The organism is Tessaracoccus flavescens (genome assembly GCF_001998865.1).
Classification (GTDB): Bacteria; Actinomycetota; Actinomycetes; order Propionibacteriales; family Propionibacteriaceae; genus Arachnia; species Arachnia flavescens.
Window position 1 is genome coordinate 1,873,758 of the sequence record NZ_CP019607.1, and the last position, 19,972, is coordinate 1,893,729.

The 19,972-nt window shown below is 69.2% G+C and carries 15 protein-coding genes and 2 pseudogenes; 8 read left to right on the forward strand and 9 right to left on the reverse strand.

The window, feature by feature from the left end; genetic code table 11:
* Positions 1-83: 83 nt before the first annotated feature.
* From BW733_RS08890 to BW733_RS08910, 5 genes are all read right to left on the reverse strand, one after another.
* Positions 84-2,552 carry a mannosyltransferase family protein gene (locus tag BW733_RS08890; RefSeq protein ID WP_237268391.1) on the reverse strand — a complete coding sequence of 823 codons (2,469 nt, stop codon included), beginning with the start codon at positions 2,550-2,552 and terminating at the stop codon, positions 84-86.
* A 50-nt stretch (positions 2,553-2,602) separates the two neighbouring features.
* Positions 2,603-3,133 (reverse strand): hypothetical protein, encoded by a 531-nt coding sequence (locus BW733_RS08895; protein ID WP_077349775.1) that lies wholly within the window; start codon positions 3,131-3,133, stop codon positions 2,603-2,605.
* Positions 3,134-3,269: 136 nt separating this feature from the next.
* Positions 3,270-4,187, reverse strand: a complete 918-nt coding sequence (locus BW733_RS08900) for a C40 family peptidase (protein ID WP_077349777.1) — start codon at positions 4,185-4,187, stop codon at positions 3,270-3,272.
* A gap of 371 nt (positions 4,188-4,558) precedes the next feature.
* On the reverse strand, positions 4,559-6,046 hold the full coding sequence (locus BW733_RS08905; protein ID WP_077349779.1) for a DEAD/DEAH box helicase: 1,488 nt from the start codon (positions 6,044-6,046) through the stop codon (positions 4,559-4,561).
* A gap of 343 nt (positions 6,047-6,389) precedes the next feature.
* Positions 6,390-7,616 (reverse strand): alpha/beta fold hydrolase, encoded by a 1,227-nt coding sequence (locus tag BW733_RS08910; RefSeq protein WP_077349781.1) that lies wholly within the window; start codon positions 7,614-7,616, stop codon positions 6,390-6,392.
* Between the two features lie 195 nt (positions 7,617-7,811).
* Here BW733_RS08910 and BW733_RS08915 point away from each other — a divergent pair, with 195 nt between their 5' ends.
* Positions 7,812-9,842, forward strand: a complete 2,031-nt coding sequence (locus BW733_RS08915; RefSeq protein ID WP_077349783.1) for a S9 family peptidase — start codon at positions 7,812-7,814, stop codon at positions 9,840-9,842.
* A gap of 87 nt (positions 9,843-9,929) precedes the next feature.
* On the opposite strand, the gene BW733_RS08920 is transcribed toward BW733_RS08915, so the two are convergent.
* The gene (locus tag BW733_RS08920) at positions 9,930-10,256 is read right to left on the reverse strand and encodes a YciI family protein (RefSeq protein WP_077349785.1); all 327 of its coding nucleotides are present in this window, start codon (positions 10,254-10,256) and stop codon (positions 9,930-9,932) included.
* A 219-nt stretch (positions 10,257-10,475) separates the two neighbouring features.
* Between BW733_RS08920 and BW733_RS19355 the strand changes: the two are divergent.
* The 3 genes and pseudogenes from BW733_RS19355 to BW733_RS08930 form a co-directional block, all read left to right on the forward strand.
* A pseudogene (locus BW733_RS19355) lies at positions 10,476-11,294 on the forward strand (FAD-binding protein); the annotation flags it as partial.
* Positions 11,207-12,151 (forward strand): annotated as a pseudogene (locus tag BW733_RS19360) (FAD-binding protein); the annotation flags it as partial. The pseudogenes BW733_RS19355 and BW733_RS19360, both read left to right, overlap by 88 nt.
* Positions 12,152-12,182: 31 nt before the next feature.
* A complete protein-coding gene (locus BW733_RS08930; protein ID WP_077349787.1) occupies positions 12,183-13,010 on the forward strand; it encodes a TSUP family transporter in 828 nt (275 codons plus the stop codon).
* Here BW733_RS08930 and BW733_RS08935 read toward each other — a convergent pair.
* Positions 12,994-13,803: a DMP19 family protein gene (locus BW733_RS08935; protein WP_077349789.1), complete on the reverse strand. Its 810-nt coding sequence runs from the start codon at positions 13,801-13,803 to the stop codon at positions 12,994-12,996. The genes BW733_RS08930 and BW733_RS08935 overlap by 17 nt on opposite strands.
* Positions 13,804-13,985: 182 nt before the next feature.
* On the opposite strand from BW733_RS08935, the gene BW733_RS08940 reads away from it, so the two are divergent.
* Both BW733_RS08940 and BW733_RS08945 read left to right on the forward strand, forming a co-directional pair.
* Positions 13,986-14,336: a YciI family protein gene (locus BW733_RS08940; RefSeq protein ID WP_161490191.1), complete on the forward strand. Its 351-nt coding sequence runs from the start codon at positions 13,986-13,988 to the stop codon at positions 14,334-14,336.
* Positions 14,333-15,556: an RNA polymerase sigma factor gene (locus tag BW733_RS08945; RefSeq protein WP_077349793.1), complete on the forward strand. Its 1,224-nt coding sequence runs from the start codon at positions 14,333-14,335 to the stop codon at positions 15,554-15,556. Before BW733_RS08940 ends, BW733_RS08945 begins: the two co-directional genes overlap by 4 nt.
* A 92-nt stretch (positions 15,557-15,648) precedes the next feature.
* Here the strand turns inward: BW733_RS08945 and BW733_RS08950 are convergent, their stop codons facing one another.
* The gene (locus BW733_RS08950) at positions 15,649-16,905 is read right to left on the reverse strand and encodes an integrase catalytic domain-containing protein (protein ID WP_152024495.1); all 1,257 of its coding nucleotides are present in this window, start codon (positions 16,903-16,905) and stop codon (positions 15,649-15,651) included.
* Positions 16,906-17,029: 124 nt separating this feature from the next.
* On the opposite strand from BW733_RS08950, the gene BW733_RS08960 reads away from it, so the two are divergent.
* Both BW733_RS08960 and BW733_RS08965 read left to right on the forward strand, forming a co-directional pair.
* Positions 17,030-17,368, forward strand: coding sequence for a hypothetical protein (locus tag BW733_RS08960; protein ID WP_077349795.1), 339 nt, complete (start codon positions 17,030-17,032; stop codon positions 17,366-17,368).
* A gap of 63 nt (positions 17,369-17,431) precedes the next feature.
* A complete protein-coding gene (locus BW733_RS08965; RefSeq protein WP_077349797.1) occupies positions 17,432-18,106 on the forward strand; it encodes a DNA alkylation repair protein in 675 nt (224 codons plus the stop codon).
* Positions 18,107-18,126: 20 nt separating this feature from the next.
* On the opposite strand, the gene BW733_RS08970 is transcribed toward BW733_RS08965, so the two are convergent.
* The gene (locus BW733_RS08970) at positions 18,127-19,788 is read right to left on the reverse strand and encodes a formate--tetrahydrofolate ligase (RefSeq protein WP_077349799.1); all 1,662 of its coding nucleotides are present in this window, start codon (positions 19,786-19,788) and stop codon (positions 18,127-18,129) included.
* Between the last annotated feature and the right edge of the window lie 184 nt (positions 19,789-19,972).

Here is a 19,972-nt window from a genome sequence, read left to right on the forward strand (position 1 = left end):
GCCCGATCCGGGCGTCGCGGCGGGGATCGCGGGATTCGACATCGTGCAGGCAATATTCTGAAGAATTCCTCGGGCCGGCCGGATCAGAAGAACCAGGCGCCCCTGGTGTAGGCGACGACGCCTACGGTGGCGAGCGCCGTCATGGTCAGCACGGTGTAGGTGTGGGCCCGCTCCCGCTTGCCCACGAGCGCGGCGATCATGAACGCGAACGGGAAGAACGCCAGCGCGAGTCGTGGGGTGCTGTAGTACCAGGCGTTGCTCAGCCCGATGATCAGGGTCGCGCCGATGTAGACGGCGTAGCCGAGGTAGCCGCGCCACATCACCCACACCATCAGCGCCAGCGAGAGGGCCGCGAAGACGATCTCCACCCGCCACGTGAACACGATGTTGGCCCCGTAGTCGCCGGCCCAGGTGTTCCACGTTGTGAGGAACCCGTCTGTAAAGCCCGTGAAGTCGCGACCCCAACCCTCCTTCTGCACCTGCATGAAGATCCAGAACGAGCCGCGTTCGCGCTGCAGGTAGAGCCCGTAGATCCAGAACGGCAGCGAGGCCGCCACCATGGCGACGACGGCCGAGGCGAGCCGCCTCCAGTGCGGCCAGGCCCGACGGGCAAGCTCGACCGCGACCCCGAGCAGCACGAAGAGGCCGACCGTACGGGTGCCCACGGCGATCGCCGTGAACAGCGCGGCAGGCCAGGCCCGCCCCCTCTGTGCGTAGTAGAAGGCGGGGACCGCGCCGGCCAGGAACAACGCCTCGGAGTAGGGCGCGACAAGGAAGACCCCGGTCGGGAACAGCAACAGGTAGACGATGGAGCGGTCGCCGTCGAACCCGTGCAGCTGGGCGAGTCGGTAGAGGTACGCCGAGGCGACGAACGTGCTGACGAACGAGACCAGGATTCCCGCGTGCAGCGGCTCGATGCCTGGGGCGGAGACGACCCGGACGGCGAGGGGGAAAAAGGGGAAGAAGGCGGGCGCGTTGCCGCCCACCACCTCGGGGCCGTAGCCCGACTCCGCGATGGACAGGAAATGCAGCGCGTCCCAGCGCGCCCAAGCATCCCAGCCGAACTTCGGCTTCACCTGGTCGGTGGTCATCAACCACTCGATGCAGTAGGCGGCAAGCACCAAGGCGAACCTGGACACGAACGTCGCGATGGCCGCCGCGATCAGAGGCGCCCGCCAGCGCCCGAGGAACGACTTCCCGGCAGGGACCGGGGCCGGACGCGCCGGCGCCGGGCGAGGCGCCACGGCGTGCAGTTCGCCGCCGAGCGGATCCGACCAGACGGAGCCGAACCGGTCGCGCTCGGGGTGCAGCACGTCCCACAGCACGCGGGCCAGGAGGTAGATCTCGACGGCGGCCCGCGCCAGGATGGCGAGCCAGTACAGCCAGTAGTGGCCCGACTGGGTGCTGGTGAGCGCGCCGTCGAGCCAGCCCCAGAGCGCGAACGCGTAGAGGAGCTGGGTGATCGTCACCGCGACCAGCTCGGCCCGGTACGGCCGCGCGATAACCACCGCGAACAGCACCCACAGGCCGGTCTGCGGCGTGAACGCCGGGGCAACGACGATCACCGCGAGCACGACGAGCGCGATCAGCGCGCCGACCCGCGGCCGTCTGCCCGTGACGCGCAGGAGGCCGAAGAGGCAGCCGAGCCCGACGATCAGCGCCGAGAATCCCAGCGACCCGGCGTGCGGCTGGTCGAAACCCCACAGCTTCGCCAGGTACCAGAGCGAGCCGAACCCGGGAGAGGCGCCGGCCTGCGACCGGTAGAAGTCCCAGAGCCTTCCGAAATCCTTGAGGATCAACGGGAGTTGGACGACCACGAACACGGCGAGCCAGACCAGGCCGAACCGGAGCGCGCGCAGCGTGCCTCCGCGGAGTCCGATCGCGACTACGAGGCCGATGCTGACCGCGATCGGCATCGTGCCCGTGCACGACGCGATTGCCAGCACGATGGCGGCGAGGAGGCTGCGTCGGGTCGAGAACAGGGCGAGGCCGACCCCTGCGAGGGCGAGCGGGATCAGTTCCCAGCTGATCAGCCCGACGCTCAGCACGATGGGCGAGAGTGCGATCAGGAAGGCGTCAGAGGACCATCCCCACGGATTCGCGAGCCGAGGTCGCTGGCCTGCGGTGCGCGCGGCGCCGGAGGGACGCCGTCCGAAGATGGCGACCGCGAAGATCAGGGTGAGGAAGCAGACGAACAGCCCCACCGCGGTGAGGGAGTAGAACGTGAGGCTCGCCTCGACCTGGGCCTCCGGGGTCGCGCTGCGGGTGACGGGCGCGCCGAGCACCGAGGAGGTGACCCGAGAGGTGAACCAGATGATCACCGCGAGCAGCGGCGGATAGGTCAGCTCGTCCGCGGTGGTGGGGACGTTGCCCGTCCCTATCGACTGGGCGAGGAAGTTCGTCTGGATGTCGCTGTAGCAGGCGTACAGGAAGCGGTCGAACGTGCCGGGAACCGGTTGTACGCAGGGGACGCTGCGGAGGAAGAGCACCAGGAACAGCAGGCTGCCCCCGAGCAGGGCGGCGCTCAGCGGCGAGACGGAGCGGCGCAGCATCGAGTTCACGCCGTCACGCTAGCCGAAGCAGGTGGTCGCAGCGGCGCCGATCACGTCCCGTGTGCCGGGTAGAGGCCCTCCAAGAGTTCCTCCAGTTCGGTGATGGAGCCGTCCTCCGGGTCGTCGATCAGCGCCATTCCTCGCTCGAGTGCCGACCGGACATGGCACGCCACCTCGTCCGGGGTGAGGTCGCAGGCGGTCGGATCGACCTCGACGGTGGCGAGGGAGCCGATCAGATAGTGCAGATGCACGGGACCGTCGTCGATCGTCGTGACGCCCTCGAGGCAGGGAGCGGCGGCGCAAGGCTCAAGGTCGCGAAGCGCGTCGTCGGTGTAGGCGCGTAGCCGCTCGAGGAGCGCATCGCGGTGCGGATCGGACGGTTGATCCGGGTGCGGCGCGAGCACATCGGAGGCGATCGCCTCGTCGTGCGCGGTGCGGATGGCGTCGGCGAGCCGCGGGAGGGCTTCGGGGTCGAGCAGGCAGGCGTCGACGCGGACGCTCTCCACCCGGTCGTCGCGAATCCGGATCGAGACCCTCCGCGGGCCCGGCCGCTCGACGAGACCCTCGGCGTCGATCAGCATGGTGCCTCCGTCCGGTGCTCGTAGCGGTCGCCCCCGAAGAGACCCTGGCTTGCAGTTCTACACCGTAGCCGGCTCATCCGGGGCGGAAACGGCATGACGCCCCGACCAGGGGTCGGGGCGTCGGCGTGTCGCTCGCTCAGCTGTTGACCACGCGGACCGCGGCCTTGAGCGGCATGGAGTTCACGGAGGTGACCCGGACGCCGGTGCGCGGGTTGGCCGCGTCGACGATCTGGCCGCCACCGATGTAGATGCCGACGTGGCTGATGGGCGAGTAGTAGAAGACCAGGTCACCAGGCTTCAGGGCGCTGGTGGAGACCTTCTTGCCTGCCGAGACCTGGCTGCCGGAGGTGCGGGGCAGCGTGATGCCGATCTGCTTGTAGGCGTAGCTCGTGAGGCCGGAGCAGTCGAAGGAGCTCGGGCCCGCCGAGGCGTGACGGTAGCTGCTGCCGACCTTGCTGAGGGCGGCAGTGACGACCTTGTCGGCCTTCGAGTTCTCGACCGGCATGTTGGGGATGTCGGGGGAGGAGGCCGGGATCTTGGTGACGGCGGGAACCGACGAGCTGGAGAACTGCACCATGTTGTTGAAGACCCACTTGGTGCTCTGCCTGAACTTGCCGGAGGCCGACTCGACGACGCTGGTCAGGGAGTAGGAACGGCAGCCGTTCTTGCCGGTGGCTGCGGTGTCGCACTCGGTCTTCCACTTGCGTCCGTCGTTTGCGGTCCAGGAACCCGTCTTCCCCAACGGGTTCTTGGACCAGGAGCTGCGGGCGGAAGGAAGGTAGGTCATGTTGTTGAAGACCCAGCCGTTGGTGGCGACGTAGCTGCCGCCGACCTTCGCGACCTTTGTACCCCAGATGTCGGTGGTGCAGCGCACGACGGTGGTGGAGTACTTCTCACAGTCGGTCTGCCAGTAGCGGCCGTTGACCAGGTGGTCACCGGGCTGCGTGTAGACGGTGGTCGCATTGGTCTGCGCCTTCGCCTCTCCCAGGGGGACAATGCCGAGGACCACGCCCAGGAGGGCGGTGACCAGCACGATGGTGGTGCGTTTCAACATGAGGTTGCCTGTTCCTTGTGAGTCGTGGGCTGAAGAAACCTAACACCGCAACCTGAGAAATCCAAAGCATTGTCTCAGGATTGATGCGGTTTGCACGGTAAATGCTGTGGTGATGGCGTGTCGGAGGGCCCGGTTGTCTCAGGAAACACTCAGGAAGTTCAGGGTGCCCGGGAGTTGGCACCGGTCGGCGTCGAGGCCGTAAAAGTCCTTGTCAGGGGCGAACCGATCACATCTGCGTCGCAAGCCGGTGCTGGCGGGGAGTGTCCTGGCGGGCGGCTCGACCCCGCGCCGATGCCATGCCCTGGGCGAAATCATGAAAGAAAGCGAGACGGGCGGCCTCGGCCGCCCGTCTCATGGGTTGTGTCTCGGTGTCAGCGACCGCGACGGCGCTGCGCGCTGAAGCCCGCCACGCCTTTGTTGCTGCCTGAGGAGGCGGCGCCGGAGCGGCCTCGGCCTCCGGAGCGTGCCCCGGACTCCTGCCTCGGCCTGCGGGTTCCTCCGTCGCGCGGGGTGCCGCTGCGGGCGCCGTCGCGAGGACCCGAGTCGCGACCGCCGCCGCGAGGGGCTCCGTCGCGCGGGCTGTCCTTCGCCGGGCCACGGCGGGGGCGACGAGCCCCGCCGCGCTGCTTCGGCTGCTGCGCCTCCTGCTGGGGCCGGTTGGGGTGCGCCGCCGCATCGGCCTGCTCGGGGCTCAGGTAGACCCTTTCGCCCGGGGCGAGGTCGACGATCAGCTGGTCGCCCGCCCTCGTCGACGCGATGGTCGGCGAGATCTTGGCCGCGCGCATCAGCGAGCGGACCTCTCCGGTCTGGTCGGGGGTGGCCAGCGTCAGCACGGTGCCCGCCTTGCCCGCGCGGGCGGTTCGGCCGGAGCGGTGCAGGTAGGCCTTGTGCTCCGCGGGCGGGTCGGCATGGACGACGAGCTCGACGTCGTCGACGTGGATGCCGCGGGCGGCGATGTCGGTGGCGACGAGGGTCTGGACGGCGCCGGAGTGGAAGGCGTCGAGGTTACGGGTGCGGGCGTTCTGCGCGAGGTTGCCGTGCAGATCGACCGCGGGAACGCCCAGCTGGACGAGCTGACGCGCGAGCTTCTTGGCGCCGTGCTTGGTGCGGGTGAACATGATCGTCTTGCCCGGGGCGGCGGCGAGGTCGGCCAGGATCCGTATCCGGTCGGCCTTGTCGACCTTGAGTACGTGGTGGTCCATCTTGGCGACGGGCGACTGGGCCGAGTCGGCCTCGTGGGTCACGGGATTGTGCAGGTACGCCTTGACGAGCACTCCGACACCCTGGTCGAGGGTGGCCGAGAACAGCATCCGCTGACCGGTCTGGGGCGTCTTGTCGAGAATGCGGCGGACCATGGGCAGGAAGCCCATGTCTGCCATGTGGTCGGCCTCGTCGATGATCGTGATGGTGACCGCGGACAGGTCGACCGCGCCCTGGCCCATCAGGTCCAGCAGGCGGCCGGGGCACGCGACGAGCACGTCGACGCCCTTGGCAAGAGCGCGGACCTGGGGGTTCTGGTTCACGCCGCCGAAGACGGTGACGTGGCTGAGCCCGGCCGTCTTGGCGAGCGGGATCAGCGACTCCTCGATCTGCGAGGCGAGCTCACGGGTCGGGGCGAGGATGAGGGAGCGGGCCTTCTTCGGCGGGGCCTGGCGACCGCCTGCGAGGCGCGCGACGAGGGGGAGCAGGAAGGCGAAGGTCTTTCCCGAGCCGGTGCGGCCGCGGCCGAGGACGTCACGTCCGGCCAGCGAGTCGGGGAGGGTGGCCTCCTGGATGGGCGTCGGGGTGGTGATGCCACGCGCCTGGAGGGCGGTGACGAGGGAGGTGGGCACGCCGAGGCGCGCGAAATTCGAAGACAAAGGGTTCCTCTGGTCGGTGTCTTGCGCTCTGCGCCGTTGGCATTCAACCCCGGAGTGGGTCGTCGGGCGCGGGCTGGCGGAGCCTCCAACTGAGCTGGGACCGGCTCCGATCACCGGGGATCCGCTGCAAGACTGGGCGGACCACAGGCCCCATTCTAGTGTGAACGTTCAACTAGCCGTTAATCGTGGCTTGTCGCCGTGCAGGAGCGACGGGCTCCCAGCCGCCTCGGGTGGGGGTGTGATGAGCACTTTTCCGGGTGCGTTCTGGATTGGAACGCTCAAGAGGGCGTTGGTGCGCAACGAGTCCGGAAAAGTGCTCAAGGTGCCACCTGACAACGGTTTGTCAGCGCACGGCGCGACCGGCCGCGAGGTCGAAGAGGTGGGGGAGGACGTCGCCGGAGCGCAGCCCGCTGTGCTCGTGGATGCTGGTGACATACGTCTTGACGTCGGGCAGCAGCGCGGCCGTCTCCATCGAGTACTCGACCGGGACGTACAGGTCGTTGTAGTAGACGGCGGCTGCACCCTTCGCGCCGGAGGCCTCGAGGGCGGCCTCGTCGTAGAGACGGGGCCACTCGACGGCGGCGATCCGGTCCACGACGTCGGCCCAAGGCTGGAATGCGGGAACGGTCTCGGCCCACTCCCGCCGAACGTGTTCGCCCGTCAGCAGCGTCGGGTCCTGCTTGAAGTCGTCGGGCTCGACGCGCTCGGCCGCCCAGTTCGTGGCATGGCCGTCTGCGTAGCAGGACTCGTGGATGACGTAGTAGAGCGGGTTCCTGCCGCCGAACGGGAGCGCGTCGGCGAGGTCGTAGCGGAAGGCGTTGGTGGCAGGATCCTTGGCGAGCAGCGCCCACAGGCTCTGCCAGCCGTCGTCGGAGCCGAGCAGCGAGCCGAGCGACCGGATCCGCGACACGGAGACGACCTCACCCGAGGGCAGCACGATGTCGCCCGCGGCCGCCAGGTCGACGAGCCGGCGCACAGCGTCGCGCTGCTCGGGGAAGCGGCGATAGTACGCCTTCGAGGCCGCGCGGAGCTTGTCGTAGGAGAGGGCGTAGGCCTCGTCCGGGGTGTGGCCGACGGCGCTGAGTCCCCCGGTGAAGAAGACGGTGTCGAGCGAGTCGGCATGCGTGCTCAGGTAGCTCAGCGTGGTGAAGCCGCCGAACGACTGGCCGAGCGTGCTCCAGGTCTTCGCGCCGAGATGCTCCCGCAGCGCCTCGGCGTCGCGCACGATCGAGTCGGCGCGCAGGTGCGTGAGCCGCTCGACGAGCTCGTCGGTTCCCCGCTCGAGATCGGCGTCCCCGATCGGCGTCGACCTTCCGGTTCCCCGCTGATCGAGGAGGACGACGCGGTACCGCTCGAGCGCGGTGTCGAGCCACGACGGGGAAGACGGGCTGTGTAACGGTGTCGGAGCCTCGTGGCCCGGGCCTCCCTGCAGGAAGGTGATATAGGGGAGCTTCTCGCCGCCCTCGCGGGTGACGACCGCCGCGTGCACGTCGATGGTGCGCCCGTCATCGGGATTTTCCCAGTCAAGGGGAACGGTGAGGGTGTGGTCCTCGATGGCCAGATCCTGCATGCGTCGGCTGCTCACGGGTCGAGCCTAGCTGGCGCTGCGATCCGCACCGGTGCGGGCTCCGCGCAGGTCGGGAGACGGCCCGGACGGGCGGAGGCGCGCGCCCGCGCGGGAGCATCCTTGGCCGGAGCGTCGCGACCCCGACCATCTGGCAGGAGAGGGGCGTGGGGGAAGCGTCGACAGTGGCAAGGTGGAGCCATGACCGATGCTGAGAAATCACCCTGGTTCGACCTTGAGACCTACGTCACGACGCCGCGGCTGACGGGACTCGTGCTGAGCCATGACGGCACGACCCTGATGGCCGCCGTGCAGGGTCCCGACGCGGACAAGACCGCCTACACGACCTCCCTCTGGAGCGTCGACCCGCGCGGCGAGCGCCGGGCCGTCCGCAAGACCCGTTCCGTCAAGGGAGAGGCCGCGGCCGCCTTCCTGCGCGACGGATCGCTCGTGTTCACCTCCAAGCGCGACATCCCCACCGAGGGCGACGACGCCCCCAAGGACTCCACCAGCGCTCTGTGGTGCCTGCCTGGTGACGGCGGCGAGGCCTATGTGCTCGCCCGCCGCGACGGCGGCTGGGGAACGGTGCTCACCAACGCCGACACCGACGACGTGATCCTCGGCGTGCTGATGCACGACGGCGTCGATGACGACGAGGCCGATGCAGCCAAGCGCGAGACCAGGTCGAAGAAGAAGGTCAGCGCGATCCTCCATGACGGCTACCCGGTGCGCTACTGGGACCACGACCTGGGCGCCGAGCACCTGCGTCTTCGCCGAGCCACCGTCTCGGGTGAGGGCGACGACCACCGTCTCGAAGACCTCAAGGACCTGACCGGAGACGTCGGCGACGCGATCGAGGCGGTCACCGTCTCGCGCAACGGGGCCACCCTCGTCGCCGCCTGGGAGGAGCACCTTCCCCAGGGCATCACCGTCGGAAGGCTGGCGCGGATCGACCCGGCCACCGGCGAGCGCACCGTGATCGCGACCGCGGAGGATGCCGAGTTCGGCGGAGCCGTGGTCAGCGACGACGGCCGCTACGTCCTCGCGGTGCGCCATCGCATCTCCTCGCCGACGCAATCTGTTGACTCCAAGCTGTGGCTGATCGACCTCGAGACCGGCGAGGGCCGCGTCGTGGCCGACGACTGGGACCGCTGGGGCCACCCCGTCGCGATCTCGCCCGACAACACGACGGGCTATGTCGTGGCCGACGAGGACGGCGCCGCCCCCGTCTTCTCCGTCGACCTCGGCAGCGGAGAGGTGCGTCGGCTCACCCAGGAGGGAGCCCACTCGTCCGTGCTGCGTAGCCCCGACGGCGCGACGCTCTACGCGCTGCGCTCCTCGTACGCGAACCCCGGCGACATCGTCGCCATCGATGTCGCGTCGGCGACCAGCCGCGTGCTGCCCTCGCCCGTGTCCTACCCGGAGCTGCCTGGCCGGGTCGAACGCGTCGAGACGCAGGCCTCCGACGGCACCCGCGTCCCCGGCTGGCTGATCCTGCCGGAGGGCGCCTCCGAGGCGGACCCGGCGCCGCTGACGCTGTGGGTGCACGGCGGTCCGCTCGGCTCGTGGAATGCGTGGTCGTGGCGCTGGTGCCCGTGGCTGCTCGTTTCCCGCGGCCAGGCCGTCCTGCTTCCCGACCCGGCGCTGTCGACCGGCTACGGCCTCGACTACATCCAGCGGGGCTGGGGCCAGTGGGGGGCCGAGCCCTACACCGACATCATGGCGCTCACCGACGCCGTCGAGGCGCGCGGCGACATCCGCGACGACGCCTCGGTGATGATGGGCGGCTCCTTCGGCGGGTACATGGCCAACTGGATCGCCACCCACACCGACCGCTTCGCGGGCATCGTGTCCCACGCGTCGCTGTGGAACCTGACCAGCTTCGGCCCGACCACCGACGCCGCCTGGTACTGGAAGCGCGAGCTCAGCCCCGAGATGCTGGAGGCCAACTCCCCGCACACCTTGGCGGAGGAGATCGTCACCCCGATGCTCGTCATCCACGGCGACAAGGACTACCGCGTCCCGATCGGTGAGGGGCTGGCCCTCTGGTGGGCGCTCAACGAGCACTACGACGGTGACCTCGACAAGTTCCCGCACAGGTTCCTCTACTTCCCCGACGAGAACCACTGGATCCTCACCCCGCAGCATGCGATCGTCTGGTACGAGACGGTGCTGGCCTTCGCCGACGGCGTGCGCGCCGGTGAGCCGATGCGCCGCCCGGAACTGCTCTGATCCGCACCGTCACGTCGTGACGCAGCACGCAGCGGCCGCCCAGCAGGGATACTGCAGGGCGGCCGCTTCGGGTCTGTCAGGCGGCGGTCAGGCCTCGATCTCGCGGACCTCCAGGTAGCCGCCCTGCTCGTTGATCGGGTTGCGCTGCGCAACGGCCAGCGCCTCGTCCATCGAGTCGATCTCGATCACGTAGACGCCGACGAGGGACGACTTCGGCTCTGCATCGGCCGCGTGGTCGTGGGTGTTGCCGAGCGTGACGGTGGCGTCCGGGTCGACGACGGCGCAGGCGAACCTGAGGATCCCCTCGGTGGTGATCTGCTGGCCGTAGGCGTCGTGCGCCTCGACGTCCTTGCCCTCGTCGCGCGTGGGGTCGGGCGCGGTGGGGCCGTACATCGAGATGAGGTACTTGGGCATGTGCGTCTCCTTGTCGAGTCGTCTGCAGTGGACGACTCCAGTCTTGCCGCAGTCGGCGCCGCGCGCAGGCGGCGGGAAAGATCCGCCAGGCACGCGCTGCGCAGCACCCCGAGTGTGGCTCCGGTTCGGGCTGACGCGAGCTTCGGCTTCGGCGAGAATGGCGGCGTGGCCGGTGGGGCCGCGGTCAAGGAGGACCAGTTGGACATCGACGCCGCCGTCGTGATCGTCGGGGCGGGGCTCGCCGGACTCGTCGCCGCAACCGAGGCCTGCGCCGGGGGCCGCAACCGCGTGCTGATCCTCGATCAGGAGAACGAACACAACCTGGGCGGACAGGCGTTCTGGTCGCTCGGCGGGATCTTCCTGGTCGACAGCCCCGAGCAGCGGCGGATGGGGATCCGAGATTCGCCCGAGTTGGCCTGGCAGGACTGGCAGGGCTCAGCGCAGTTCGACCGGCTCGACGACGAGGACAGCTGGGCTTCGCGCTGGGCGCGGGCCTACGTCGAGTGGGCGGCCGACGGGAAGCGCGCGTACCTGCGCTCCCGCGGCTGGCATGCGGTGCCGTTCGTCGGCTGGGCCGAACGCGGTGCCGGATCCGCCCTGGGCCACGGCAACTCCGTGCCCCGCTTCCACATCACCTGGGGCACGGGTCCGCGGATCGTCGAGCTGTTCGCCGATGCCGTCGAGGAGGACAGGCGCGCCGGCCATCTCGAGCTGCGGTTCCGGCACCGGGTGGATGAGCTGATCGTGGAGGACGGCGCCGTCGTCGGGGTGCGCGGGTCGGTGCTCGCCCCGGACGACTCGCCCCGCGGGGTGTCATCGTCGCGCGAGGTGGTCGACGGTTTCGAGCTCAGGGCGGGCAGCGTCGTGGTCACCTCCGGAGGAATCGGCCACAATCACGAGCTGATGCGGCGCAACTGGCCCACAGACCGGGTCGGGCCGGCGCCGTCGCACCTGATCAGCGGCGTCCCCGCCCACGTCGACGGCAGGATGTTGGAGATCACCGAACGGGCGGGCGGGCGCATCGTCAACCGCGACCGGATGTGGGCCTACACCGAGGGCGTGCACAACTGGGACCCCGTCTGGCCCCACCATGGGACCCCGTCTGGCCCCACCATGCGATCCGGATTCTGCCCGGACCGTCGTCGATGTGGTTCGACGCCAACGACGAGCGTCTGCGCGGCATGTCCGGGGTGCCCGGCGCCGACTCGATCGGAGCCATGACGCAGATTCTCGCCACCGGGCACGACTACTCGTGGTTCGTGCTGACGCAGTCGATCATCGAGAAGGAGTTCGCGCTCTCGGGCTCGGAACAGAACCCCGACCTCACGGGGCGCGACGTCGGCTACCTGGTGCGGACGCGGCTCGCGAAGGGCGCGCCCGGCCCGGTCGAGGCGTTCAAGGAGCACGGCGTCGACTTCGTGGTCGCCGACACGCTGCCAGAACTCGTCGCGAAGATGAACGAGATCAGCCGCGGCCCGGAGCTCGACGCCTCGGCGATCGAGGCGCAGATCGTCGCACGCGACCGCGAGCTGGACAACCCCTTCTCGAAGGACATCCAGGCGATGGTGATCCACAACGCCAGGAAGTCGGCCACTGACAAGCTGATCCGGGTCGCCAGGCCGCACCGGATCCTCGACCCGGCACACGGCCCGCTGATCGGGGTCCGGCTCAACATCTTGTCGCGCAAGACCCTGGGTGGGCTGCAGACCAACCTCGACTCGCAGGTGCTCGGCGCAGACGGCGAGCCGGTCCCTGGGCTGTATGCCGCGGGCGAGGTCGCCGGCTTCGGGGGCGGGGGAGTGCACGGCTACAACGCGCTCGAGGGCACGTTCCTTGGCGGATGCATCTTCTCCGGTCGGGCCGCGGGCCTGGCGCTCTCCGGCCGCCGTCCCTAGCCGCCGGGCGACGGTGGCGTAGATTGACGCCATGCTCCTGCTCGACGCCTGGCTCCCCGACGGGGTCGGACTCGAGACGATCGCGCTGCTCGTGCTCGCCGCCTTCGCGGCGGGCTGGATCGACGCAGTGGTCGGCGGCGGGGGTCTGATCCAGCTGCCTGCGCTCCTGCTGGTTCCCCAGCTCGCGCCCGTCCAGGCTCTTGCCACCAACAAGCTCGCCTCCATCGCGGGCACCGCGACGAGCAGTCTCACCTATTACCGACGGGTCAAACCCGACCTCAGGACCGCGCTCCCCATGGCGGGACTCGCGCTGGCGGGCAGCTTCGGCGGGGCCGCCGTCGCGACGGTGCTGCCGACCGAGGTGTTCAAGCCGATCATCGTGGTCGCCCTCGCCGCGGTCGCGGTGTTCGTCGCCGTCCGCCCCAAGCTCGGCGCTGCGACATCGCTGCGCTTCACAGGCAGACGCCACCTCGTCGTGGCCTGCGCCCTCGGCATCGTGATCGGCTTCTACGACGGCATGCTCGGCCCGGGAACGGGCACGTTCCTCGTCATCGCGTTGGTGAGCGTCGTGGGCTACGACTTCATCGCCTCCAGCGCGAAGGCGAAGATCGTGAACTTCGCGACCAACCTGGGCGCGCTCGCGCTGTTCGTCCCAACCGGCGCCGTGGTCTGGGGGCTCGGACTCTGCCTCGCGGCGGCGAACGTTGCGGGCAGCTATCTGGGATCGCGGACGGCGATCGCCAAGGGCACCGGCTTCGTGCGCGTGGTGTTCCTCGTCGTGGCCGGGGCGTTGATCGTCAAGCTCGGCCACGACGTGTGGGTCGAGACCCTCTCGCCGTTGCTCAGCCCACGGGAGTGACGACCTCGGCGACGTTGACCCGCGCCCGCTCCTCTTCGGTCTCGCCGTCGAACATGACGGCCTCGTCCCCGATCACCTTGTAGAAGTGGAGTCCCTTGTCGGTGAGGAAGTACCAGATGACCGAACCGTCGCCCGAGGGTGAGCCCGCGGTGATCCGGTCGAGGTCCTGGCCGGAGGCCTCGCACAGCGCCTCGATGAGCTGGACGTAGTCGGGCTGCGGCATGTTGTCGAGGGCCTCCTCGCGCTCGGCGCGGTCGGGCAGCGCGGCGAAGACCTGCTCGATCGCCTCGCCCAGCTCCGCCTCGGGCAGCACGACCAGATCCGGGCGGCTGCGCAGGAACGCCGAGTTGCGCAGCACGAGGTCGTCCTCGGCGTCGTCGAAGCCCTCTGCCGCTGCGTCGAGTCGATCCCTTGTCTCGTTCTCGCCGAACAGCTCGCTCTCGAAGAACTCCTGCAGCTCGTCCTCGCTCAACGCGTCGACGGCGGCGCGGGCCTGCGCGAACACGGCCGCGTGCCGGGGAGCCTCCATCGCCTCGAGGCCCGCCGCGACCGCGTCGACCACGAGCGGCGACCAGCCGCTGTTGAAGACGAACTGTGCGAAGCCGCCATTGGCGACCTGCGCCTGGTAGAAGTCGGTGTAGTAGCTGACCAGCGCGTCCTGGACCAGCTCGTCCGGGGCGAGCAGTTCGGCGAGCGCGTTGACCACCTCGATGTTGGTCAGGATGACGTCATAGGGATCGTCAGAGGCGATCGACTCGGACGAGACGAGCAGCGGGGCAAGGGGCTCGGACATTAGGCTTCTCCTCTAATCAGGTGGGGCAAGCCTACCGGGGCAGCCTCTCGCCAAGAGGGTGGTCGTGCCTTACCCGCTCCCGCCAGGATTCCTGCGATCCGGTGTCGATTCCTGCTCCGTCCGCCCGTCATGGAGGTACAGCGGCGAGGATGAAGCCCTGCCGCGCAACGAGAGGAACCGCCATGAAGTTCGTCGTTCTCCTTGTCGACTACGTCGATGACGTCAACTGGAACGACCTCAGCGAGGAGGAGCAGGCAACGTGGATGCTTGAGCACCAGCGCTTCGACGAAGCCGTCGGGTCCCGCGAGGGGTGCCGGATCGTCGCGGGCGAAGCGCTGGCCGACGACCCCTTCGTCTTCGCCAAGCGGGACGGCCTGCCGGCGGTGACCGAGGGGCCGTTCGCGGAGGGCACCGAGCTGATCGGCGGGTTCTACCTGATCGAGGCCCCCGACCGGGACACGCTTGTCGAGCTGCTCGCGGTGCTGCCCGCGTACGTGATGGAGATCCGGTCCGTTGACACCAGCGTCGGGTGACGCTCGACCCCGAGGCGTGGCGCCGTGAGTGGGGCAGGTTGCTCGTCCTGCTCACGCGTCGCCATCGCGACGTCGACCTCGCGGAGGAGGCGCTCGCGGAGGCCTACGCTGCGGCGGCGGAACGCTGGCCGGTTGACGGGGAACCGACGAACCCGGCCGCCTGGCTGTTCACCGCGGCGAACCGCAGAGCGATCGACCTGCGCAGGCGGGAGTCGACGCGCCGCGCCGCCCTCGGGCGCCTCGCCGAACCACCTCCCACGGGGTCGGAGCAGGCGCAGGACCCGGAGCTGCGGCTGCTCCTGCTCGCCTGTCAGCCGGGGCTCAGCCCCCATGCCCAGGCCAGCCTCGCGCTGCGGCTGGCCCTCGGCCTCCCCACTTCGAGCATCGCCCGCCTCTTCCTCGAACAGGAGGCCACGACGGCCGCACGGCTCACCCGTGCCAAACGGCGGCTGGCCGCCGGGCTGCCCGACCTGGACGAGCCCGACCGGGTAGAGCTGCGCCGCCGAGCCGGGTTGGCCGTCGAGGTTCTCCACCTCACCTTCACCGCCGGCTACGCCCCCGCTGACGGCGACCTGGTCGTCCGGGCCGACCTGGCAGGGGAGGCGATCCGACTCGCGCGCCTGCTCGCCCGGCTGCCCCGGGCCGACCGCCCCGAGACGCTGCAACCCCTGCTCGCGCTGATGCTGCTGCAGCACTCGCGCCGCGACGCCCGCACCGACCCGGAAGGACGGCTCGTCCTGCTGGAGGATCAGGACAGGGGGCGCTGGCGGCAGGACGAGATCGACGAGGGGCTTCGGCTGCTGGCCGACCTGGCCCCGTCGACCGGGCGGGCGGAGGAGTTCCGACTCCAGGCGCTGATCGCCTCCGAACACGCCAGCGCACCCCATCCCGACGCGACCGACTGGCCGGGGATCGCGCGGCACTACGCCCACTTGGAGGCGCTGACCCGCTCGCCGGTGGTCAGGCTGAACCGGGCGGTCGCCGTCGCCTGGGCCGACGGCGCCGGCGCGGGCCTCGCGCTGCTCGAAGGGCTCGAGGCGGCGCTGCCCACGTCCCACCGCGTGCCCGCCGTCCGCGCAGAACTGCTGATCCGCGCCGGTCGGCGCGACGATGCGGTCGAGGCCTACCGTCGCGCGATCGACCTGTGTGGGAACGAGGCGGAGCTACGCCACCTCCGGGCGAGGCTCAAGCACGCCGAACGGGTTCGCCCGCCGGCGTGAACCGGGTCCGCCGTAGCGCGTGGTACCTCACTGTCAAGTCCCCGCGAAATGGTAGGCCTTACCTCAGATATTTTTCCCCGCGAAAACAAGGGTTAGCTGGCCCGGGTTTTGAGGCCGGCGGGGTCGGGTGCCTTCCATGCGATGTGTTGTTCGAGACGGGCTGTCTTTCGGCCTGCGAGTCGGGTGAGCTCCTGTTGGATCTCGGTGATGCGTCGTTGCATTGCGACGGGTTTGAGGGTGGCCTTGTAGGCGGCTAGTTCTGTTTCCTGGGCGGGGTTGAGGACCCCGGCGGCCAGGAGCCTCTGGTAGGGGGAGCGTGGCTTGTCGTAGAGGCGTTTGCGGCGCCCTACGGTGTCGGTGGCCCAGCCTTCGGGTTTCTTCGTGGGGGTGAAGAAGTTGAGCCGGTCGTTGACCAGCGGCCATAGCTGGTTGAGTAACGCGAGTTCGGTGGCGGTGTCGTAGCGGTGGTAGAAGCCGTAGCGGCGCACGAGGTGGTTGTTCTTCGATTCGATGGTGGCTTGATCGTTTTTCTTGTAAGGCCGCGACCGGGTGAAGAACACCTCTCGTTGGCCGGCCCAGCCGATCAGGTCGTGGTTGATGAACTCCGAGCCGTTGTCACAATCGATCCCGGTGACCGCGAACGGGACCTGGGCGATGAAGTGGTCGAACGCGGTCCGGATGTGGAGGTGGGCGTTGTTGCGGATGGAGTAGGTGAAGCTCCAGCCGGTGTGCATGTCGGTGAAGTTCACGCTGCGGGCGAACTCGCCCTTCAGCGTGGGGCCGCAGTGGGCCACGGTGTCGACTTCGAAGAACCCGGGTTCGGCTTCGACCTCGTCACCGGCTTTACGCACGGTGATCGAGTTTCGTAGCAGGCTGCCGGGCTTGGTGGCGGTCTTTCCTCGGATCGGGTCCTTCGCCCGCGCCGGTGCGAGGTACCGGTCGATCGTGGCCGCCGACATCGATTCCAGCTCGGCCCTGACCTCGGCGCTGTAACGGTCCTGGCTAGGCACCAGTTCGCCTTCGGCTTCCATCGCATCGATCAGATCGCTCATGGATGCGGCGAGGTACTGCCCGCAGCTGCCCCCCGAGGCCGCCCATACCCGCTGCAGGATCAGCCTGGCGTCGTAGGAGTACTTACACGCCTTGGTCTTGCGCCGATCGATCACCGCGACCGTCGCGGTGGCCCGTCCCGGGGCCTGTTTCAACCGGGCCACCAACTGCTGGCGGGCATGGTCACGGTTCCAGCCGGTGATCTCGACCACGTGGTCGAGGATCTGGGACTTGCCCTTCTTCGGGGCCGCGGCATAGGCCTTGGCGTACTTCTTCGTGATCTCGACTCGGGCTGCCATCGACAGCTTCTCTCCAACCTCCACACCCCATCGTGGCCGGTCACTGTTTCCCGGGGAAAAGTATGTGAGGTACGGCCCCTTCGTTCGCGGGGACTATGTATGAGTGTCGTCGTAGCGTTGTTCCATGACCGAACCAGCAGATAACCTGCGCCCACGGGCCGCGCTGCACCTGATCTGGACCGTGCCGCTCGCCGTCGCGGTCACCTTCGGGGCCATGTTCTGGATGACGCTCAACTGGTGTGGGGTCAGCGGCTGTTCGGGCGGCGGGTTCGGCCGCATCTCCGATCCCTCACTCGGTGGGGTGCTCCTGGGCTCGCTCCTGATGGCCGCCGCCTGGTTCGCGGCCATCGGCGCCGTCCCCTGGCACCGCAGCCGGGCCGTCCGGTTCGGGGTCGCCGCGGCGGTCGCGATCGTGCTGACGGTGATCGCCACGCTCGCCGCGACCGCCGTCTTCGCCCGCTGAGCGACGTTCCTCAGCCGCAGCGAGGCGCCTAGGCTTGTGCCCTGCGCAACGGAAGGAAGAGCCATGGCCGAGTCGACGGTGCCCGAGATCCTCGAGGAACTGAGGTCCCTCGCGGAACCGAAGATCCTGGAGGTCAACGCCCGCCACGGCGACGACCATGCCGTGAACCTGACGAAGCTCAGGGCCGTCGCGAAGCGGTTGGGCATGGACACCGCACTGGCCCGCGAGCTCTGGGCGACCGACGTCACGGAGGCGAGGCTGCTCGCCACCCTGATCGGCCGCCCGAAGGAGTTCGAACGCGACGAGCTGGACGCGATGCTGCGCTCATCGCGGACGCCGAAGGTGCATGACTGGCTGGTCAACTACGTCGTCAAGAAGTCAAGGCACGCGGAGGACCTCCGCACGGCCTGGCTCGAGGACGCGGATCCGGTGGTCGCGAGCGCCGGCTGGGCCCTGACTTCGGAGCGCGTGGCGAAGAAGCCCGAGGGGCTGGACCTCGAGGCCCTGCTCGACACGATCGAGGCGGAATTGAAGGACGCCCCGGAGCGCCTGCAGTGGGCGATGAACATGACGCTTGCCTACATCGGCATCCACGCGCCCGCGCTGCGGGACCGCGCGGTGGCCATCGGCGAGCGGCTCGAGGTGCTGAAGGACTATCCGACGCCGCCGAACTGCACCTCACCCTTCGCGCCGACCTGGATCGCCGAGATGGTGCGCCGCCAGGAGGCAGGCGCCTGACCTGTGGAAGTGCTGAGGCGTCAGAACAGGCCGACGATGGACCCGTCCGGGAGCACATCGATCGACTCGGCTGATGGCCGGGCCGGGAGTCCGGGCATCGTCATGATCGACCCGCACACCATGACCACGAACTCCGCGCCCGCGCTCAACCTCACCTCGCGGACGTCGACGATGTGGCCCTCGGGTGCGCCCCTCAGTTTCGGGTCGGTCGAGAACGAGTACTGCGTCTTCGCGACGCAGACCGGAAGCTCCCCGAAGCCCTCGTCCTCGAGTTGGCGCAGGGTGCGTCGGATGGCGGCGCTCGCGTTGATGTCCTTCGCCCGGTAGACCTTCGAGGCGACGTCGCGCAGCTTATCCCATAGGGACCCGTCGAGTGGGTAGGCGTAGGTCGGCTCAGCGGGATCGTCGGAGGCCACCTCCAGCACCGCGCGGGCGAGGTCCTCGGCTCCGGCGCCACCCTCGGCGAAGTGGCGCGCCTCGACGGCGCGCACCCCCATCGCGGCGGCGGCCTCGAGGATTGTGTCGACCTCGTCGGGCGCATCCTCGGCCCGGTGGTTGATCGCGACGACGACCTTCTGGCCGAAGACCTCGCGCAGCGTCTCGACGTGCCGCTCGAGGTTGACGAGGCCCCGTCGGACGGCGGTGACGTCGGGCGCCGTCAGGTCGGCCACCTCGACGCCGCCGTGGTACTTCATGGCCCGCACCGTCGTCACTACCACCGACACCGCCGGCCGTAGCCCGTAGCGGCGGCAGACGATGTCGAAGTACTTCTCCGCGCCGAGATCGGCGCCGAAACCGGCTTCCGTGACCACCCAGTCGGCCAGGCCGAGCGCGGCCTGCGTCGCGATGACGGTGTTGGTGCCGTGGGCGATGTTGGCGAACGGTCCTCCGTGCACGAACGCGGGCGTGTGCTCCATCGTCTGGACGAGGTTCGGGGCGAGCGCGTCGCGCAGCAGCGCGGCCATCGCCCCGTGCGCCTTGAGGTTGCGGGCAAGGACGGGGCGCTTGTCGTAGGTTCGCCCGATCACGATGTTGCCGAGCCGGTCGCGCAGGTCGGCCAGCGAGGTGGCGAGGCAGAACACGGCCATCACCTCGCTCGCCGGGACGATGTCGAAGCCGGCTTCGCGGGGCAGGCCGTTGTTGATCCCGCCGAGCCCCGTCACGATGTCGCGCAGCGTCCGGTCGTTGACGTCGAGGACGCGGCGCCAGGTCACCCGTCGTGGATCGATGCCGAGCGCGTTGCCGTGGAAGATGTGGTTGTCGATCATCGCGGCCAGCAGGTTGTTGGCGGCCGCGATCGCGGGGAAGTCGCCGGTGAAATGGAGGTTGATGTCCTCCATCGGGATCACTTGGGCATAGCCGCCGCCCGCGGCACCGCCCTTCATCCCGAACACCGGTCCGAGGGCAGGCTCGCGCAGGCACAGCATCGCCTTCTCGCCCAGCCGGGTCAAGGCGTCGCCAAGGCCGACGGTGGTGGTCGTCTTGCCCTCACCGGCAGGCGTCGGCGAGACGGCGGTCACCAGCACTAGTCGGCCCTCGCGTCGGTACGGTCGCGCCTCAAGGACGTTGAGTGGGATCTTCGCCTTGAACCGGCCGTATGGCTCGATCTGCTCGGCGCAGATGCCGAGGCGCTCGGCGATGGTCGAGATGGGAAGTGGGATCGCCTGTTGTGCGATCTCCATGTTGTTCAGTGTCAACGCTGGCACCTTCTCAAACGGGGTGGCTTCACTATGGCAGCAGCCGTCTTCGGAGTACAAACGGCGCCGACCCGGTTGAGCGGCCGCTGTGGAGTGGTTCCATGGTGCCCATGATCAGGATCGCCGGGCCCGGGGACTTCGCCGCCCACCTCCCGCATTGAGCAGGCGG

Excerpts from the sequence above, each read along its gene's own strand:
- BW733_RS08890 (WP_237268391.1), bottom strand. The coding sequence starts at position 2,552 with ATGCTGCGCCGCTCCGTCTCGCCGCTGAGCGCCGCCCTGCTCGGGGGC.
- BW733_RS08895 (WP_077349775.1), bottom strand. The coding sequence starts at position 3,133 with ATGCTGATCGACGCCGAGGGTCTCGTCGAGCGGCCGGGCCCGCGGAGG.
- BW733_RS08900 (WP_077349777.1), bottom strand. The coding sequence starts at position 4,187 with ATGTTGAAACGCACCACCATCGTGCTGGTCACCGCCCTCCTGGGCGTG.
- BW733_RS08910 (WP_077349781.1), bottom strand. The coding sequence starts at position 7,616 with ATGCAGGATCTGGCCATCGAGGACCACACCCTCACCGTTCCCCTTGAC.
- BW733_RS08915 (WP_077349783.1), top strand. The coding sequence starts at position 7,812 with ATGACCGATGCTGAGAAATCACCCTGGTTCGACCTTGAGACCTACGTC.
- BW733_RS08920 (WP_077349785.1), bottom strand. The coding sequence starts at position 10,256 with ATGCCCAAGTACCTCATCTCGATGTACGGCCCCACCGCGCCCGACCCC.
- BW733_RS08930 (WP_077349787.1), top strand. The coding sequence starts at position 12,183 with ATGCTCCTGCTCGACGCCTGGCTCCCCGACGGGGTCGGACTCGAGACG.
- BW733_RS08935 (WP_077349789.1), bottom strand. The coding sequence starts at position 13,803 with ATGTCCGAGCCCCTTGCCCCGCTGCTCGTCTCGTCCGAGTCGATCGCC.
- BW733_RS08940 (WP_161490191.1), top strand. The coding sequence starts at position 13,986 with ATGAAGTTCGTCGTTCTCCTTGTCGACTACGTCGATGACGTCAACTGG.
- BW733_RS08950 (WP_152024495.1), bottom strand. The coding sequence starts at position 16,905 with ATGGCAGCCCGAGTCGAGATCACGAAGAAGTACGCCAAGGCCTATGCC.
- BW733_RS08960 (WP_077349795.1), top strand. The coding sequence starts at position 17,030 with ATGACCGAACCAGCAGATAACCTGCGCCCACGGGCCGCGCTGCACCTG.
- BW733_RS08965 (WP_077349797.1), top strand. The coding sequence starts at position 17,432 with ATGGCCGAGTCGACGGTGCCCGAGATCCTCGAGGAACTGAGGTCCCTC.
- BW733_RS08970 (WP_077349799.1), bottom strand. The coding sequence starts at position 19,788 with ATGGAGATCGCACAACAGGCGATCCCACTTCCCATCTCGACCATCGCC.